This window comes from Vibrio sp. 99K-1, from assembly GCF_013114585.1.
Lineage (GTDB): Bacteria > Pseudomonadota > Gammaproteobacteria > Enterobacterales > Vibrionaceae > Vibrio > Vibrio chagasii_B.
The window spans coordinates 25,135-44,423 of the sequence record NZ_VTXF01000006.1 but is presented as its reverse complement, the minus strand read 5'-3'; the positions used below and the strand labels follow the sequence as shown (position 1 = coordinate 44,423).

Annotated in this window: 12 protein-coding genes and 2 pseudogenes; 12 read left to right on the top strand and 2 right to left on the bottom strand. The window is 41.1% G+C overall.

Annotation, left to right across the window (positions count from 1 at the left end; translation table 11 throughout):
- The first annotated feature begins 509 nt into the window (after nt 1-509).
- The 10 genes and pseudogenes from malT to F0228_RS06400 all read left to right on the top strand — a co-directional run bounded on the left by malT (nt 510) and on the right by F0228_RS06400 (nt 14,392).
- The gene (malT, locus tag F0228_RS06445; RefSeq protein WP_061032128.1) at nt 510-3,218 is read left to right on the top strand and encodes an HTH-type transcriptional regulator MalT; all 2,709 of its coding nucleotides are present in this window, start codon (nt 510-512) and stop codon (nt 3,216-3,218) included.
- A 562-nt stretch (nt 3,219-3,780) separates the two neighbouring features.
- Nucleotides 3,781-4,701, top strand: a complete 921-nt coding sequence (locus F0228_RS06440; protein ID WP_008215853.1) for a DUF368 domain-containing protein — start codon at nt 3,781-3,783, stop codon at nt 4,699-4,701.
- Nucleotides 4,702-4,897: 196 nt separating this feature from the next.
- Nucleotides 4,898-5,338 carry a hypothetical protein gene (locus tag F0228_RS06435; protein ID WP_008215856.1) on the top strand — a complete coding sequence of 147 codons (441 nt, stop codon included), beginning with the start codon at nt 4,898-4,900 and terminating at the stop codon, nt 5,336-5,338.
- The gene (locus tag F0228_RS06430) at nt 5,335-5,931 is read left to right on the top strand and encodes an SCO family protein (RefSeq protein ID WP_171731329.1); all 597 of its coding nucleotides are present in this window, start codon (nt 5,335-5,337) and stop codon (nt 5,929-5,931) included. The genes F0228_RS06435 and F0228_RS06430 overlap by 4 nt, the downstream gene beginning before the upstream one ends.
- Nucleotides 5,932-6,043: 112 nt before the next feature.
- Nucleotides 6,044-6,502 carry a copper chaperone PCu(A)C gene (locus F0228_RS06425; RefSeq protein ID WP_004740439.1) on the top strand — a complete coding sequence of 153 codons (459 nt, stop codon included), beginning with the start codon at nt 6,044-6,046 and terminating at the stop codon, nt 6,500-6,502.
- Between the two features lie 501 nt (nt 6,503-7,003).
- Nucleotides 7,004-7,675, top strand: a pseudogene (gene rsgA, locus F0228_RS06420) (GTPase RsgA); the annotation flags it as partial.
- 135 nt (nt 7,676-7,810) lie between these two features.
- Nucleotides 7,811-9,178 (top strand): site-specific integrase, encoded by a 1,368-nt coding sequence (locus F0228_RS25985; protein WP_216619292.1) that lies wholly within the window; start codon nt 7,811-7,813, stop codon nt 9,176-9,178.
- A complete protein-coding gene (locus F0228_RS06410; RefSeq protein WP_171762042.1) occupies nt 9,175-11,886 on the top strand; it encodes a hypothetical protein in 2,712 nt (903 codons plus the stop codon). The genes F0228_RS25985 and F0228_RS06410 overlap by 4 nt, the downstream gene beginning before the upstream one ends.
- A 1-nt stretch (nt 11,887) precedes the next feature.
- The gene (locus F0228_RS06405) at nt 11,888-13,924 is read left to right on the top strand and encodes a site-specific integrase (RefSeq protein ID WP_171762041.1); all 2,037 of its coding nucleotides are present in this window, start codon (nt 11,888-11,890) and stop codon (nt 13,922-13,924) included.
- Between the two features lie 69 nt (nt 13,925-13,993).
- Nucleotides 13,994-14,392: a DUF6262 family protein gene (locus tag F0228_RS06400; protein ID WP_123296683.1), complete on the top strand. Its 399-nt coding sequence runs from the start codon at nt 13,994-13,996 to the stop codon at nt 14,390-14,392.
- Between the two features lie 317 nt (nt 14,393-14,709).
- Here F0228_RS06400 and F0228_RS06395 read toward each other — a convergent pair whose 3' ends face one another.
- Nucleotides 14,710-15,240 carry a hypothetical protein gene (locus F0228_RS06395; RefSeq protein WP_171762040.1) on the bottom strand — a complete coding sequence of 177 codons (531 nt, stop codon included), beginning with the start codon at nt 15,238-15,240 and terminating at the stop codon, nt 14,710-14,712.
- A gap of 103 nt (nt 15,241-15,343) precedes the next feature.
- On the opposite strand from F0228_RS06395, the gene F0228_RS06390 reads away from it, so the two are divergent.
- Nucleotides 15,344-15,658, top strand: coding sequence for a helix-turn-helix domain-containing protein (locus F0228_RS06390; RefSeq protein ID WP_171762039.1), 315 nt, complete (start codon nt 15,344-15,346; stop codon nt 15,656-15,658).
- Nucleotides 15,659-16,080: 422 nt separating this feature from the next.
- Nucleotides 16,081-16,958: pseudogene (locus tag F0228_RS06385) on the top strand (IS5 family transposase).
- A 452-nt stretch (nt 16,959-17,410) separates the two neighbouring features.
- On the opposite strand, the gene F0228_RS06380 reads toward F0228_RS06385, so the two are convergent.
- Nucleotides 17,411-19,228, bottom strand: a complete 1,818-nt coding sequence (locus F0228_RS06380) for a DUF4365 domain-containing protein (protein WP_171762038.1) — start codon at nt 19,226-19,228, stop codon at nt 17,411-17,413.
- Nucleotides 19,229-19,289 lie beyond the last annotated feature (61 nt).

The following is a 19,289-nucleotide window of genomic DNA, read 5'->3' as shown; positions in this document are numbered from 1 at the left end:
TAGAAACTAAACATCCTCCCGCTAACGCGCCAAACTAGGAGTAGATGGGAGGGCGTAGGGGGCGTACCGACATAGGGTTAGTGATCTGACTCTCATGTTCTGACTTCGAACAAAAACTTGGAGTGACTAAGATCACAAGCTCCCGTTCGATAACTTAACTTCGATTGATGTGATTTTTATTTGACCTAATTACAGTCATTGTCAAATCTGAGTTTCAGATCACGAAAATAATTTCCGGGTATCATCTTTTGCATTAAATACAGTGCAAACAGAAACAAAGTCACATTATCGAACCACCACATTTTGTGAGAAAAGTCACAAATAAAGGGCGTAGAGATTCAAAAACATGCAGGAGTGCAAGGTTTCTGCGGAGGATCATAGTCGGTGTCGTTTTGCTTCACGTAATATGAGTAAAGACTTAAGTAATTAGGCTAGTGTCATTGGACAGCACTCAATGCGTGCTTGATAGATTCCAGACCATAGCCACGGAATAGGTGTAAAACTTCGACATGTGGATCCCTTCGAAACTGACTCGTCCCGGCCGCTTACACAATGCAATTCTGCGTCCTAGGGTTCTCGATCTGCTTCAGAATGCAGATTGCTATAAACTCGTACTGTTCCGCTCTCCAGCTGGATACGGCAAGACCACCATGGCTGCCCAGTGGTTGGTAGATAAGCCCAACGTAGGTTGGTATAGCATCGATGATAGTGACAACGATGCCTTCCGTTTTATCAACTACCTACTTCAATCACTCAATAAAGCGACGCAAAACGCCTGCCCTAATGCGCAAAAGCTGGCAGAAAAAAGACAATTTTCATCGCTACACTCTCTATTAAGTGAAGTGTTCGCCGAGATGTCTGAGTTCCATCAGGAATGTTTCCTCGTATTGGACGACTATCACTTAGTGAACAATGACGACATCCACGAAGCCATGCGCTTTTTCCTTAAGCACATGCCCGACAACCTAACGCTTGTTGTGACCAGCCGCGGCACACCTCCACTTGGAACGGCCAACCTGCGTGTTCGCGACTTAATGATCGAATTAGGCAATGACTCTTTGGCATTTGATACCGAAGAGACGACACGTTTCTTTAATCAACGCGTTGCCGATGGCATTGATGACACAACCGCCGATAGTATTTGTAGTTATGTAGAAGGTTGGCCTTCTGCACTGCAACTTATCGCGCTTCAAGCACAGCACCAAAAACGCACACTGGCGCAGTCTGCTGAGTCATTCTCTCACTTCAATCATGCTCATTTGTGGGATTACTTGGTTGAAGAAGTCTTCGACCTGCTAGACAAAGAAACCCGCCAGTTCTTGATGCAATGTTCTGTACTTGATCACTTTAATGATGAACTGGTATGTGCGCTCACTCAGCGTGAAGATGCGCTTGGAATGATCGAGTCTCTCAACCGATTTGGTCTGTTCATCTACCCTCTTGAGGGAGAGAAGAACTGGTATCGCTTCCATAACCTGTTTGGTGAATTCCTAGCTCATGAACGCCAAGCTCGCATTCCGCAACAAGAAGCTGAACTGCACCGCAGTGCAGCAAAAGCCTGGATCAAACAGAAGACACCGCATCAAGCACTGCGTCACGCACAACGCGCCGATGATCCTGATTTGATTGTTCAAATCCTCAGCGAACACGGCTGGCAGATGTTTAACCAAGGTGAGTTGTCATCACTAGAGATGGCAATTAAGCAGCTCACGACCGATCAGCTCTACAGCGAGCCAAAACTATCGATGCTACGGGCATGGCTAGCGCAGAGTCAGCACCGTTATGATCAAGTGGGTACCTTGTTAGAAGAGGCAGAAACTCAGTATCAAGCACGAAACATCGAGCTAGATACTCAACAACAAGGCCAGTACAACGCCTTACGTGCACAGGTAGCCATTAACAGCAACGAACCAGAGAAAGCACTCGAACTCGCAGAGCTTTCTCTAAGCCAGCTTAATACCACGGTTTATCGCAGCCGCATTGTGGCAACCTCAGTTGTTGGCGAAGTCAATCATGTCATGGGTAACCTGAGCCGCGCTCTACCAATGATGCAGCAAACTGAGAAGTTGGCTCGCCAGTATCAGGTTTACCATCAAGCACTGTGGGCAATTCTTCAACAAAGTGAAATATTGATTGCTCAAGGCTACGTTCAAGCGGCATTTGAATTGCAAGACAGCGCGTTCAAGTTGATTGAAGAACATCAACTTCAATACGTACCTCTACATGAATTCTTGCTACGCGTACGAGCTCAGATCTTCTGGTGTTGGAACCGTTTAGATGAAGCGGAAGAGTGTTGCTACAAAGGCTTAGATATCCTCGGTCACCACTCTCCAAGTAAACACCTTCATAGTTACTCAATGCTAGCTCGTATTTCATTGAGCCGTGGTGAGATCGACAAAGCGTCGAAGTTTATTGACCAGATCCAACACTTGTTACGCCAATCAACCTACCACGTTGACTGGACGGCGAATGCTTCACTGTCTCTGATCTTGTTCTGGCAAGTGAAAGGCGATAAAGATGCAATCCGTGACTGGCTAAGCGTTGCTGTAAGACCGGAGTCTGCTAGCAACCACTTCTGTCAGCTTCAGTGGCGAAACATCGTGCGTGCTCACATTATTCTTGAGCAATATGAAGAGGCTGAAGAGGCATTAGCATTCTTAAAGAGCGAAGCACAGCGCTCACACTTGATTACCGATACGAATAGAAACTTGATCGTCGAGGCTGTTTTACGCACGCAAATCAACGATGAAGACAGCGCACGTGTATTACTTGAAGAAGCCCTACACATGACCAACCAAACAGGCATGGTCGGTAACTTCTTGGTCGATGGTGGCACTATCGGACATATCTTAGATAAGTTGAGCAACAAGCCAGGCCTAGGTGATTTAGAACGTCACCGAGCACAACAAATCATGAAGGATATCTCGACCACTCAGCGCAGCCGCTCAGTTCACTTTGATGAAGACTTTGTTGAAAACTTGGTTAATCACCCAAACATTCCTGAACTTGTACGTACCAGCCCACTCACTCAACGTGAATGGCAGGTACTGGGCTTGATCTACTCTGGCTTCAGTAACGAGCAAATCGCTCAAGAACTGGATGTAGCAGGCACCACGATCAAAACTCACATTCGAAATCTTTATCAGAAGCTCAACATTGCTAACCGTAAAGAAGCGATAAGCACAGCAGAGAATTTGTTGCAGTTAATGGGTTACTAAACGGATTCGAAATTCGAGAAAACACAAGCTGGTCACCGACGGTGGCTGGCTTTTTTTTCACCTGAAATTCAGAGCCTGAAAGTATAGAGGCGGGAGTAGAAAAAGGAGAACACCAAATGACAGGCAAAAAAATAGCCAACCGCAATAATCGCGATTGGCTCTATATATTTGTGAACAAATCATAGGTTCACTAACAACGTCAGTTGGCTAGGTGACCCTCGGCTTAAGAAGGGTCGATTAGTACTATGCAGTTAGCGTGCCAACTTTAATTAGGCATTTTATAAGCCCTGCATCGCATAAAAGCGGCTAATTTTACATGCGAATTGCAAAGTGCATTTGCATAATGCAATCAAGATGCAATATTGATAAGAGACCAGTTTCATCCCTAGCATTAATGATAAATTACTAAGTGACTGTATTTTAAATGTTAGGCAGATATTCACATCAACGTATTGCCTTACAATTAAGAGAGTAAGAAAAGCACCTTCTCAGTAGCATATTCATACTTTTTTGACAGCAAAGTTTGTATACTGCACGAAATCACCCTCAACTCTATGAAGCAATGAACTACTTAAGTACTTTTTTCAAAGGCATGGCCATGGGCGCGGCTGACGTTGTCCCAGGCGTTTCAGGCGGAACCATCGCATTCATCACAGGTATTTACGATACGCTTTTAGAAAGCATTCGCAGAATTAACCCTAGCGTACTTGGTTTATGGAAGCGCGAAGGCTTCAAAGCCGCGTTTAACCACATCAATGGCTTTTTCCTAATTTCATTATTCGCAGGCGTGTTCACCAGCATTGCGACATTCGCAAAACTGATTTCTTGGTTATTGGTCACCCACCCAGTCCCACTGTGGTCTTTCTTCTTCGGCCTGATTTTGGTGTCGGTGTTCCATATTCTTAAACAAGTAGAAAAGCGCGATATGATTCGATTCGTGTTTTTACTGCTTGGTGTTGCCTTTGCTTATAGCATTACAGTGCTTAAACCACTGCAAATGGAGCCAACCAGCATCAACGTCTTAATTGCGGGTGCGATTGCTATCTGCGCGATGATTTTACCCGGTATTTCAGGCAGCTTTATTCTGCTCCTGATTGGCATGTATGGCCCAGTGCTTGGCGCCGTTAAATCATTTCAAGTCGATGTACTTGCGCTATTCCTTGCTGGCTGTGTGATTGGACTGCTGACTTTCTCACATGTACTGTCTTGGCTATTGCGTTCATTCCGCGACTTCACGCTTGTGTTCTTAACTGGTTTGATGATCGGTACGCTGCCTAAGATCTGGCCTTGGAAAGAGACCATCAGCTGGCGCATCAACTCTAAAGGTGAGCAAGTGCCTCTCATTCAAGAGAACTTGTCTCCATTTAACTTCGAAGCCGTCACCTCTCAGCCTTCTCAACTGACCTTGGCTGTGATCATGATGTTGGTTGCCATCGCATTAGTTCTTGGCTTAGAAAAGTTTGCCGAGCGCAATGCTGACTAACCTCTAACAATCGAGCGGCATTTCGCATGTAGGGTGCTTTCCTTAAATAGCGACGTGTCAGTAAATTGAATCAAAGCGAAGCTACTGGCTTCGCTTTTTTATATCTACCATACGCACAAAATTGCTTTTTGATACAAGCACGTATTGAGTGGTGTGATACCATCGCCGTTCTTATAAAATCAAATGAGAACACGACATGCACCCAGCATTAAAGGTTGCTGCGCTCGGTATTGCGCTGGTCGCTGGCTTTTATGGACCACAGGCAGTCGAGCAATTTAAATCGGTAGTAGAGAGCCACTCTCCTGACGTCAATTTAGATGACTACTGCATGCTTTCAACAACATCGTGTGAGCAAGACAGCGTTGCTATGACCCTTGAGCATGAAACAGCTCAACCTCTAGTCCCAACAAAAATCAAAGTGGTGTGGGAAGGCGCGGCCTCTGAAACCTTGATGCTATCGCTGACCGGTTTAGAGATGGAAATGGGCTCAGCACGTTTCCAATTAAAAAATACTGGTAACAACATCTATGAAGGTGATGTCATTTTACCCGTGTGTACCATGGATCACATGACTTGGCTTGGTGAGCTCACCGATGGTGTTGAAACCGTAAAACCTGCAATAAGGATGACAAGATGAGTAAGAATTGGTCGCTAGCGCTGGTTGTAGCGTTTGTACTTGGCTTTGGAGTAAAAAGCTATCTCGATGGTCAAACAGAGGCTCAAGAGCAACACGTTGAAAAACAACAATTCTCCGAAACAACGCTTTTTGGAAAAGACAACCAATCAATAAAACTCTTTGACGAAACCGATGACAGAATTCGTATCGTTTACTTTGGCTTCACACGCTGTCCTGACGTTTGCCCAACATCATTAGCAATGCTAGCGGGTGCGCTCAACCAGACCTCTGATGAATCGAAAGCCAAGATTCGTCCTATGTTTGTTTCTCTTGATCCAGAGCGTGATGCCGCGGAAGCGTCATACGAATACGCGCAGTACTTCAACCCAATGATTGAAGGTATGAGTGGCCCATTGGATGTCACCACGAATCTGGCACATAAATACGGTGTTATTTTCCGAAAGACACAGCTTGAAGGTTCCGAGCTGGAATACACACTCGACCACAGCTCATATTTCTACTTTTTAAAGCCCAACGGTACCTTGATTACTAAAGTACCGCACACGTTGACGCCTGCGCCAATTGTTGAAGCCATCAACACATTGACACGCTAGTGTGCTAAGTCACTCTAGAAGCAGCGTGTATAAAAATAAAGAACTCAACTAATCGAGTTCAAAACGTAAAGTCAGGTCCCAGACCAAAACATAAAACAATAAGGACAACAACATGAAGTTAAAAGCACTTGCTCTAGCAGGCTTATTGCTCACCCCTCTTGCTCAGGCAAAAAGCGACATCATGGTACATGACGCGTACGCTCGTGCGACACCGCCAACGGCTGTGAACAGCGCAGTATTTACGACCCTGATGAACCATAGTGACAAAGACCGCGCTATCGTTTCAGCGACAACACCAGCAGCAGGTAAGGTAGAGCTTCATGATGTGATCGTTGAAGGCGATGTAATGAAAATGCGTCAGGTTCAACAGATCACAATCCCAGCAAATGGTGAAGCCGTACTTAAGCCTGGCAGCCTGCACATTATGTTGTTCGACCTAAAAAATGGTCTAAAAGAAGGCGAGCAGATCGAAATGACACTGACTTTCGCAAATGGCGAAACACAAACTTTCGAAGCACCAGTTAAGAAAGTGATGAGTGGCATGAAAAAGATGAATCACGATCATCACTAATTCTAGAAACTGATGCTCATGAGGCTTATCAAGAGCCAAAGCACATCAGTGAAAAATTAGACAAAATAAGCCACGATGACTTCTCGCCATCGTGGCTTTTTGTTAAACTGCACTCGCTTTTTATGCAAAGCCTAACCATATTAATAACCAAGGAGAAGAGAAGATGATTGTAATGAAAACACTAAAACTGGCAGTAAAAGTAACGCGTTAATTTTGTTTGGTTAAACCAACTTTAATTCCGAACTACCAACATTAAGCCACCAGCTGGCTACCGCACACTTTTACCCGGTTTACATTTGATCGCACATGGTCAAAGCATGCTCATTATGCATGAATCAATCCGGGGTCCTATCTATTGAATTCGACCCAAACTCTAAAGCATTTTTGACGTCCCGACGCTTTTGGGCTTTTAACGCTTCTGATCTCACCAACAATAAGAGATCTCACAAGAAGTTAATGCTCTCACAAGAAAAGAAAGCTCGCACGTCTGGGTAAATAGACATGAATTCACAAGCTGCATTTTCTCATCCAATGTCACTTCAACAACTTGGATGGCAACCTGTATTCCAACAACAACTGACACTTGAAGATTACGACCATTCAGTGATCGCCCGTATCACCGCGCACCATCGCAGTGGCTACACATTGGCTTCTGAACAGGGCGAAATCACTCTACCTATTCATCACAACCAACCTGCAATGACGGTTGGCGATTGGGTAATATTGAACTCTGAACTGCAATTCGATCGCTTACTAGAACGCCAATCGCTCTTTAGCCGAAAAGCTGCGGGCAGTCGTGTGGCTGAACAATATATTTCAGCCAATATCGACACAGTGTTTATCGTGGTTTCATTGAACAACGACTTTAATCTGAGTCGCATTGAACGCTACCTGGCACTCGCAAATGAAGCACAAGTTGAAGCGGTTATCGTCCTGACGAAGAAAGACTTGTGTGACGACTACGAAGACAAAGTACAACAGGTACAAAGCTTAGACCCGATGCTCATGATCGAAGCGGTCAACAGCCTAGATCAAGGCTCAACCCAAGTACTTTCACCTTGGTGTAAAATCGGCAAGACCGTCGCGCTAATGGGCTCTTCTGGTGTGGGTAAGTCGACTTTGGTTAACTCATTGCTAGGTGAAGCATCGCAGGCAACTGGTGGTATTCGTGAAGTAATCACACCTACCCAAGTTACGTACTAACTACACCTTGCTATAGCACTCTCATGTATTACAGTTATGTTACTAGCCCGCAGAACGTAACATGCATTGATTAGCTTCTAGCTGCTCAGGATCCAAGAGAGAAATGTGATTGAAATTAAGTATGTAAAAGTAAACTTAGGACAACTGCCCAGTTTCAAGAAAGAACTGGTTAGTGTGCCTAGTACTGGTCACATGATTCGCTCAATCCATTACCAAGTCCCCCACGTTGAGAACAAATTCCCTGTACTTATTAGCGATACCCAATTGAAAGAGTGCTTAGAAGCAAACTTATTCTTAGATTATCGCTACAAGGGTAAGTTTATCCCTCCCCAAAAGGGAGGGCAGAAGAATCTTCTCGGCGGAGTCCAAGTCAAGACAATTAAAAGTATTGCTAACTCTCTAAAGGCGTTCCTTACATGGTTTGAATCTGAGAAGCTGAGTTTTGATTCTCTTTATGCTGTCTCAATCACCGATGAAGCTAAACAATGGCTTCCAGCATATCGCTACCGTAAACACCTAATTATTAGGGTTAATAAGCGAGAATTAGATCTTGATACAGCCAACCTCTACATCGCGCATGTACGCCAATTCTATGAGTGGGCTTATCAAACCAAAAGAATGGAGAAGCTTCCATTTACATATAAGAACAAGATTGTAAGGAAAAATAAGACAAACTCGGAGTTTGATCTGCTTTTCTCGTCTCCATTTCAATCAAGAGGTATTGAAGTGACGACCAGTGATCTAAAAATCCCAAGAAAACACAAGCAAAAGAGGTTTAATACTGAACTTACTCCTTTCAATAAAGATGAGATAAACCTTCTATTTTCCACAAAATATATAAAAGGCGGAGCTCGACGATTGTGGTGTGAATTAGGTCTATTTTGCGGGTTACGCGCAGTTGATATTGTTGAGCTAGAAGATACAGACATAGTTGACATTAGTCTTTGTAACACAGATGTGTTCACTGTGACTTTAACGGGTAAACAAAATAAAAGTAGGAAAATTCATGTAGCTAGAAGCTTAATGGGAAGGCTTTGGGATTATAAAGTTTCAGCAGTAAGATTAAGTCGTATCGCCAAATGGGAGGTTAGGTTCGGCACAGAGCCTACAAAAAAGCTTTTTATTAATCGGTCAGGCAATAAACTTAATACTGGTTCCATCACAAATATCCCCTCGAAAGTAAACGCTGAGTTATCAGATTCACCTCTAAAGCTCGAAAGGTCGTTTCATGATTTACGAGCGACATTTGCAACAAGCTTAGCTATGCAAATGTTGAAGCAAAACCTACCGTTAGGTTTTCTACAATATAAGCTAATGCAGCTTATGGGCCACAATCAATTTTCTACGACCGAAAAATATATAAATATGGCACGTTCGACATCATTCAACAAACAAATGTCATGTTGGGTTGAAGGGATATTCAAAGGCATTGAGGACGAAATAAAGAAAGAAAAAGAAGGAGGCTTTAGATGATTCTTACAAGTTCCAACCTTATCGGTAGAAGCGTAAACCTTGAAAGAATTGAAAAGCAAAGCCCTCAACTCGCCAAGGATATTTGTTTCTGCTACGAGAAAAGAATGAAACAAGCCGATAAATGGGGGGGAGCTGAAAGTACTTTTTTTATAAAACTAAGCAGCCTCTTGAGTATATTTGAGCACTCTATTGACCGCCTACCCTACACATCAAAAGAAACTTTACTCAAACTTGGATTGAGAGCTTTGGAAAGTAACAACCTCTGGGTAGAGCTTGAAAACTCAGGTCATTTAGAATCTGGAGTAAGAGAAAGCACGGGATATAGAGCCTGCAAAGCATGGCACACTCTTGCACAAATCTATTTTAACGATCCCGACCTTCTCCCCCCAAGTAAGTTCAACCTTAGAGGATACATCACTGATATATCAAAACTCTATGCTGGTTCAGACGTACTAGTTAAAGACTATCGATGTTTTTTAGATCGGCTCGCAAAAGGAAGCTTAAGACTCAATACCATTAAAATAATGAAAGCGAATACACACGGAATCATCGTACACTTACTAAAAGACAAACGGTTTCGTCAACAACTTTCAGAACACGGCTTAAAGGCTTTTGAACGAGATAATAACTTACTTAATAGAGCAAAAAGTTATAGTCACTTCACAGAGAGTTCCTTTAGAGCGCTATTGAAAGGTTTAGATATCAAACACTTTCAGACGATTAGTATTGAGTTGGCAGGTTCTAAGGTTGACTGTACTGAACTACATAACTTATCACCAGCCCTATATAATAATATGGTTAATTTTGCTTCATATATTGAAAAAGAAATTGACCTAAAACCCCAAACACGAGTCGACAAAATCTCATTTTTTAAGCGTACCCTTACACTCCTTAAAAATAATCTAACTGAAAAAGAATTTAGTACAATTGTAAACAATGGTGTTCAATCACTTCTTCAATTTGATGGACTACTACAAAAAATATTTGATTGTAAATATATTTCCAATAAAGAATTCAATCTAATCCATAGTGTTTGCAAGGCTAACTACCCCAAAGAAACACCAGAAATAAACTCCCTAAGAAAATTCCATTTATTATTTTCTGGAGTAGATAAAAATAGAGATTTGATTATAGACTTCAACCCAATCAACAATATGTCTGAGAAGCTATATCAAGATTTAGAATACCATTTAAAACATACGAAAACTTCGATGGATGAAAAAGTCTACAACGAGACAACTTTACACCACAAATATTCTCAACTTAAAGCACTGTTAAACGTTGTAACAAAAAGCTTGAAGTATGAACATTTATCTATACTGAGAGCACATGGAATGAGAGGTTTTGAAGACTCGAGCTTCTTAGTTCAAAATCATATATTAGCCGAGCTCCAAAGCTATGTAATCAATGATGGAATGAACAGGACTACAGCCAATACGTATCGGGATAGTCTAAAATGGTTCCTAAACGAATTTGGGTTAACTTTCACTAACACTTATCCAATACCAATAAGTAAAGATAGAGAATATACAAAACATATTGAGTCAAAAGATTTTTATTCCGAGTTAGAATGCAGGGAATTAGCATTCCATATAGAGAAAGTACTAGCAAAAAGAAAAACCTCCCTGCGCACTAAAGTCCTATTATACTACGCAAAGATTCTTTTAAAAACAGGGTGGAACGTAGCTCCTACCCTCGCGTTACAATGCGGTGATATCATTGAAATTAAATCCCCTCTTTCGAATAAAAGTGAGTACGCGGTAGTAATTCAAAAGGCAAGAGCTGGTTATCGGAGTGATAGTTATACTTTTGACCAAGATAGCGTAAAGGAAAGTTCCCTTCGCAGTGCCGCTCTCGATATTATATATGTCAGAGATGTTCTCACTAAGAAGTTAAGGCAGAAGTACGCGGGAGTAGAGGGACATGAATGTATTTTTATTTTTGAAAAAAAAGGGAAACTAATCAGGCTTCAATATAGTTTTCTGAAGAGTATTAGCCATATTTTAGCTACAGCGGGTTGTAAGATTCCGTTTATTCAAGCAAAAGTACGAAAAGGTGGTCTCAACCATATTTACCGTAAAGTCAGCAAAGACATTAGTAGATATACAGCAATATCTAACCACTCTTTTGAAGTCTTTGAATCGCATTACTTTAGAGAGGACCCTAACCAGTTACGCTACTCACTTAGTCAAGCAACCAGGATAATGGGCAATTATTTTACAGGAAAAGAAATTTCACGTGAGATAAAAATCTTAACAGATGAACCGAGAGAGTCACACCAAGTAACCCCTTCAGGCACGTGTCTTTCACTTGAAGAAAGCGAAGAAGCAATCAGATACAGAAAGGAACATCGAAAGATTCCCATCAATGATAACTCTCAGAAAAAACAATTTTGCGCAGATTTTCTTAGTTGCATCTGGTGCAAGTATTTTCGGATTGTATTAGATCCAGAACACGTCTGGAAACTGTTAACGTACAGAAACTACATTTTAAACAGTATGGAAGTTTCGATAACAAGTTTAGACAGTAAGCAAGATCAAGAGGCTCAAATAGACATTCTGAAGCAACGAGTTTCGGATATTTTAAAACACTTACGTGAACGTGATAATAATGTCGTAAAAGAAGGGGAAAAGCTGATAAAGGACCATGGCATGCACCCTGATTGGGAGTTTACGATGCCACCCCTTGACAATATTGGGGAACATTAGAATGGCAGATCTAAATGAGATCATTACTAAAGTTACTGAAATTGATACTAATATTAAAATAAAAGCTCTAGCTAAAAAGCAAATTAATGAACTTGCGGATCTTATTATTTGGGATACACCTTACGCAGAGAACAAGCCTATTAGATTTGGGAGCAACTCGTTTAAACCAACTACGAGTACTGGCTTACTTTTTGACGCCGACTCTGTCTTCTTCAACTATGAGCTCAAAACAATTGCGATTGTAGCTACGCATATAGGAACCATAGAAGGAGGAAAGCCATATAAGTGGAGTACCGTTGCACCTCGAATCAGAAAACTGAAAATCCTGAGCAAATTCATCTACCGAAGAGGGTTTACTTCCTTTAGTGAGTTAAATGAGTTGTCAGAACTTCGACTGAGAAACTTAATTAGTGATTTCCTTTTATTACCTGTAAAACAAGGGGGCCTTAATTCGAATGTATCAACGTCAATATGCAAGATTGCTAGAGAAGCTTTACTCTTTCTGAGTACCTATCAAATTGTCTACTCTTGTCATTTTGACGAAGTGGTGAATACTCTTACAGTGGCTAAGAGTCAAAAGCATGAAACCGAAAATCGCCTCAAACACCCTATCATACCAATCAGAATATTAAAGGCTCTAATCTCTGATATAGAATTCTACATTGATGACATTGAGAGTAATTTAGCTGAATTTTTAGATTTATCAGAACGAGTAAACGAATCTATTCGAACTTCGAAAAGCCAAAAAGACCCAACGTCAAAACCCAAAGCACGAAAAGAATTTACCTCCTTAAAACAACACATAGAAAACATACAACACCTTAACCTATATACTGCAACATTAGTTCTTACTTTTACAGGGATGCGCTACAGTGAAGTTGATGCTCTTAAGAATGGCTGTAATACATACAAAGATGAAAGTGGCGAAGATGTGTACTCTATTCGAAGTACTCTAAGAAAAACCTCAGATGGCGAAATGCAACTTGATTGGATCGCGAACAAGTTGGCATGTAAAGCTATCAAAATTCTAAGTCAGATAAACAAGGTCTATTTACAGAGGGCAGAGACTTTGTTGGAGCACAATTACCATACCCCCACGAGCCACAAGGCTGAAAGGCTAAGAAAGTCTATTAAAGAGGACCGACTTTTTGGCTTTGCTCATAATGAGTTCAACGCCAACCCCATTTTTCGCACAAGCCTAAGTGAAACGCATGGAAGTGTTAGTTTAAAGGCTCTTAGCTACCACGTCTCCCCCAAAGATGTCTCTCAACTTGAAAAGATGGATTGCAATTATCAATCAACATCAGCAAATTCAGGTAAGAGAGGAGTCAAATACAGAGGAGGAGAACTCTTCAATTTTACTCCACATCAATTCAGACACACTTTTGCATGGTTCATTATTGCTAATCAACTTGGCGATTTGGACGATATTAAGTACCAATTCAAACACCTCAAGAGAGCAATGACAATGGTGTACTCTGAACGAGGATTTAAGAGCCTTGACGAATTAAAATCGGTAGTAAAGTCTTTTGAAAGATACCTAACCTCACAAGTAATAGAAGATATCGTCACGTCAGCCCAAAAAGGGACTGTATCGGGTGGAGGGGGGACGAGGCTATCGCGCTTCATCTCAAGATTAAATGAAAGTACACCAGGTATAATATATTCAACTGAGCACCAAGGGCATTTCAACAATGTTCAAGAATTGGTTGAGTTTGCAATGAAGTACAGCGATGGCATTAGAGGCTTACCGCATGGTTACTGTACTAAAGGTCCTGAGTGCAAGATAAAAAACGCAGCCGACCCTTCACATTGTTTGTATTGTGATACGTATTTTGCCACTCCAAAGCACCTTCCCTACTGGGTAGCAATTAAGAATAATTGTCGAGCAAAAATCGAACGAATAAAGTCTCTGCCGGACCCATCTCGTTATAAAGCATTTCTAACGGCACTTAAAGACAACTTAGCGTCAGCTGAAAAAGTGATCGCAGATTTGACCAATGGTCAGGAAATAGTACACAGAAGTAACGAAACCTAAATATAAACGGGTGATAGGCATGTCAGCATCATTAATACCTGTCATATTCTAACAGTAGAGGGATTGAAAATGTCTACTCGTGATAAGTTGAAGCAAGCCCTAAGCTCCCTAATTGATGAAAGAGTGCCAATAACAGTCTCAGCAGTAGCCAAGCGCTGTGGAGTCTCACACTCATTAATATACAACAACCATCCAGACATCAAAGATGCCATCAAAAAAGCTAAAAACAGGCAGAAAGAACAACAACAAGCTGAAATAAGTCGAACTGAGAATGAAAAGTTAGTAAAAAAGGTCTCTGCATTAGAAACAATACTTGAGAAAAGAAAGGGCCGTGACGACCAAGAAACAATTAACATACTACTAGCTCACATAACTGAGGTTTACTCCATGTATGATGTCTTGCTTAAAGAGCGAAATGATTACGCTGAACGCTTATGCGAACTTGAAAAAATAATTAAGTTTCAATAACTTAAAACCAAGAAAAGGTCTGTGTTCTTGTCTCACTTTTTATAGAACCCAATAAGTAATGAAGAAAAGTTAGTGATTCATGCATTAACTTGAACTTAACTTTGGTAAAGAAAAGCCGAACTATATGATTAAGGCGCACAACTGAAAGTTTACCTAAGTATTTTGTACAATATATAAAACTGTAATAAAAAAGAAGACCGATTCGAGCATATAATCTTCAGAACCACAGTTGTTGCAAGTACGACTTTTCTAGTTCCGTATCTAGCTATTCAAAAGAGTTTACTGTAATTGATCTGATAAATCTTTAGCACTCTGTCTTAACAGGTTTTCTTTCCTTCAGATAAAGTACTTAATACGTTTGTTAATACGTTAACCTTTCCTAGCAAATGTGCCGAACGTTGTTTCGATTGTTGTAACAAGGGAATCAACTTACTCTCAAGTGCAGGGAAGCGGCATCTTAGTGATTGGTATTCATCTATCTCACCGAGCACTACCTCTAACTCACCTTTGTATTCATTACTCTCGTTAAACAAAACAGAGTAATCTGAGTCACATTCTTTAATAGAAGCTTCACACTGCTTTGCTTTGCGAGGTTCAACCTGAAGCAACCCAAATTTCTCAGTTTGAAAATATCGCTTATTCCAGCCTTTACCCTCACTGCGTAACCAACCTCGTTTCTGATATTGCCATATCAGACGATAAACTCGCTTTCGTGCTACGTGTGGCTCTTGTGGTCCTTCTTCCAGGTCTAATAAAACACCTCTGGCTTCAGTCACAGAAAACCCATCCATAACTTTTTCAATCAACAGCTTATACATGATGGGGCTGATTTTAGTTGAACGTTTCATTTATTAACTCTAATCACAAAAAAACTAAGGATTGCTTAGTATACAGAAAACAGTAAAACTAAGAAAATCTTAGTTAATTAGAGTTTATAGATATGAAACATAAGTGGCCTTCAATAATCCATTACCAATACGCCTCAAAGAGGCGCGTAAAAAAGCCAAACTCTCCCAAAAGGCTTTGGGAGTGCGTATAGGTATGGATGAAAGCTCGGCTAGTGCGCGAATGAACCAATATGAGAAAGGTAAGCACACTCCCGATATAAGCACCTTAAAGAGGATTGCTGAAGAGCTTGATGTGCCTTTAAGTTACTTTTTTTGTGAAGATGACAATTCAGCTAAGTTGGTTTGCCTGATCGCCAAAATGAGTGAAGATGAAAAAGTAGACCTAATCAAACAAATGGAAAGTTTAGAGCTAAGCTAGAAGATTCCCCCGGGCATGCACAGGGTGCTTATCGTGACAACGCACAAGCGTTGACCAAAATTACAAACAGCTTACGCTGTAATTTTGGAATTGGCATTCATCCACGGGTAAACTCGTGGTTTTCTGTATTCACAGAATAAAAAGCTAATGTTTTCCAGTTCAACTATAATGTGCAGAGTATCTAAAAGCTCAGAGCAAGTTGAACTCTATAATACTTCTACTCTATATTGCCCCCACACGTTTTCAAAACAACATTCTAAAAAGTTAGTCGACCGAATACTCTTTATTCACGTTAGAATTGAGTAAAACTTGAACTCTCAATTCATAGAGTTGAACTTTTGGAGGCCTTGTTGCGTAATTCAATGGACCTAACTCAAGAACCTACGATCTGATCAGCTACATCCACTACCTCTCGTTGCTCTATGCCTAAACCTAGAGACAAAACAACCAACTGAAAGCAATACAATCACTCATTAACAGTGGCTCTCTGACCTTTTGGACTAAATGAAGAGGCAATAAACGGGTGGGCCCAAAGCAAACAGAATAAGCGCGGGAGACCACCTCGGTTCAGTGATTTAGCTATCACCACAGTCCTCATCATGGTGAGACGAGTTTTTTCTATGCCACTGAGAGCGCTGCAAGGGTTTATCGACTCGATATTTAGGTTAGCCCATGTACCGTCAAGTTGTCCGCATTACACCAGCATGAGTCGTAGAGCCAAGCAAGTTGAGGTCTATTTAAGACTAAAACTAGAGGAGCGATACGACACCTAGCCATTGATGCGACTGGCCTTAAGGTTTATGGCGAAGGTGAATGGAAAGTCAAAAAACACGGCACGGATGGCAAGCGTCGAGTCTGGCCAAAGCTTCATGTGCAGTCGATTCAAGCACTCATGAGATCATTGCCCCCGAACTTACTGAAACAAACACGCCGAAATATCCTTGAGATGTCTGGTGATGGCGCTTACGACACGAGAACGTGTCACGCTGCTATTAAGATTAAGGGGCCTGTTGCGCTTAGTCTCCCGAGAAAAGAGGCAGCCTTCTGGAAGAGTGGTCACCCTCGAAACTTCGCTGTGGGTTGCCAGAAGTTATACGGCTTAAATAAGTATTGGAAAGAGCGGTATGAATGCCACAAACGTTCACTCTCAGAAACAGCGATGTATCGAGTTAAACAGTTGATAGGAGCGCAACTGAGCTTAAGAAATTACAATGCACAGGTGGGGGAAACTGACGCGATGATAAAAACGTTGAACAAGCTTACTGGGTTAGGTATGTCTGAAACTTGTCGTATTGACTAAAAAGCATGTGAAACGGGGTGGATCTATTTATAAACTGAATTACGCAACAAAGCCCCTGCCAGAGGATAACGGCTAGTCATATATGGCGTCATTGATCTTCAAACTGATTTGATTAACAACGCCACTCGAAATTGCCCCATTCCTTGTTTGCGAGAATTTCGACCGATAAATCCCACCATAGTTTGCCCTAAATTTCCTAATGTCGGGACCGAATAGGATTATGCTAGCCTTGGTATATACAGTCATATTTGTACGCGCAGCACACATAGTAACGTCAATATGCACGTAGCACTTGATACTAAAGCACATCAACCGTTGAAAGCCGTCAAAGAAGAGTTCTGTTTAAGCACTTTGCAAAACGCTATCAATCAATGTTGTATGCAGATAGCTGTATCCATAAGTAAATGGCTCAAATCAAAAGCCCAGAGCTATGAGTTGGGCCATTTTCGCTATCAGAAAAACTTAAATTTATCTAAAAGTTCACGATGTTTCTCAGATTCTTCAAATTGCCACTTCAAATTCCATTCCCAAGAATCCTCTCTGGCTTTACAATCACAACATGAGTCACAGTGCCGTTGTTTAAAACCTTGTAAAGGTTCTGGCGCTTCAGGTCTACTATAAGCCTCAGATAATAACGCCCCAGTGCCAGTTGCATGTCCATATTTAAGACAAATCATAAGCCCACTGCCAAGAGAATGCATGCGCAGTTGCTGTGCAATCATCCCTCCGGGTTTATAGTGCACAAACATGTTCTCACAATTTTTAACCACTCCACTTGGATCATAATTATCAAGACCAATTTTAACGAATCTTCCAAACTCATTATCTGGATCGTCAGGGTCCATTCCTAAGTTTTTAGCCATGTCAGTAAAGAATTTCTTTTGCTCTTCGACACTTAAATCATAAAAGCCTCGTTCACTATTGATCTCATTAACTTTCTTTTCTATAAAGTTCAAAAGATCTTCTGATTCGGGAAGCGCACTTAAAATCAACTTTTTGGTGTGGGTTAGTTTTTCACCATCCTTCAAACCAAGGTGGGCAGTAAGAAAATATAGTCTTTCTAGCTTGTGGTAGTCTCTGTCGTTAGCAACATACATTAGGACTAACAAATTCACTTGTTCAAACCAATTGTCAAGAAACTCAATTGATTCATTAGATCCACGCGCTGAATGTACAGTTTTGAAAATTAAGACTAGTGCTCCAAGCTCTACAAACAAACCAGCAAGCACATCAAACTGACTTTGCCTAACAAGTCTATTGCACAAAAAGATAATTTTCTGAAGAGTTCTACATACACCTATGTAGAGCTTCTGTGTTTCCGCATTTAAATGGTAGAATTCGAAACTCTCACTGTCAAAATGCTGATTTGATATATGTAGTGCATGTAGCTGATCTAACTTTGATTTAAAGATTTCAATTCTAGCTTTGCCGACAGCTGTTAATCGGTAGATTCTATCTCTTTTTTCTCGTGCGATTTTTACTAGTATTTCACGCAAAATTAAGCGCTCAACAACTTCTTCATGCTTAATTTTTGTGTAAGGTGAAATGTTAAAAGCTTCGGCATAGTACATGGTTGCAATAAAACGATCTTTCGGTGGCGCGATCGGTGACTGCATAATTTGGTTTGACTGCTGATAAAGCTCATCAAAGCTTCTTTTTAGCAAAAGCTGATCTAGTTTTGCATGATGTGCTCGAAAAAAAGCATCGCCAATTTCATCGATACACTTGTCAATCTCATCAGGCTTCACTATCGAATAATTAGCTACCGCTTGTTTAATCCCTCGAACGGACAGATAACTCCAACACTGTGTGACAGCGTCTAAAAGGCTAAAAAATGAGGCATCATTTCTTCTGACAAGTTCATTTTCAACTGGTAAGTGTATTGCTTTACTGTCATCGAGAGTATTAGATACTTGCTCTTTAATTTTATCGCTGTCAGTAATCGATACCCAGAAAACTCTTTCAAGGGTTACATCGACAACCACTAAAACAACTGGAATATTGAATCTCAAATAATATTTCAATCGTTCAACTTTGATACTGTGCGAAACTGTTTTGCCATTATTAATAAATGAGCAGTTTTCCTCACCCTTCACCTGAACTTTAAATACACTATCTTTACCCAGAGCTTGACCATCCGAGTTCTTGATTTCTATCTCGTAATCGATACCATGATCGTCTTGATCTTCTTGACTACGGGATATCCAATTTGCTGGGAGCTTATATTCAAAGATTCTACCAGCCTCTTTCCCTATCTCGCCTGCATTCATGTGCTATCCTCTTGTTTATTTAGGCATTATAACAAAGAGCAATGGCAAGTTGAGCAAGAAA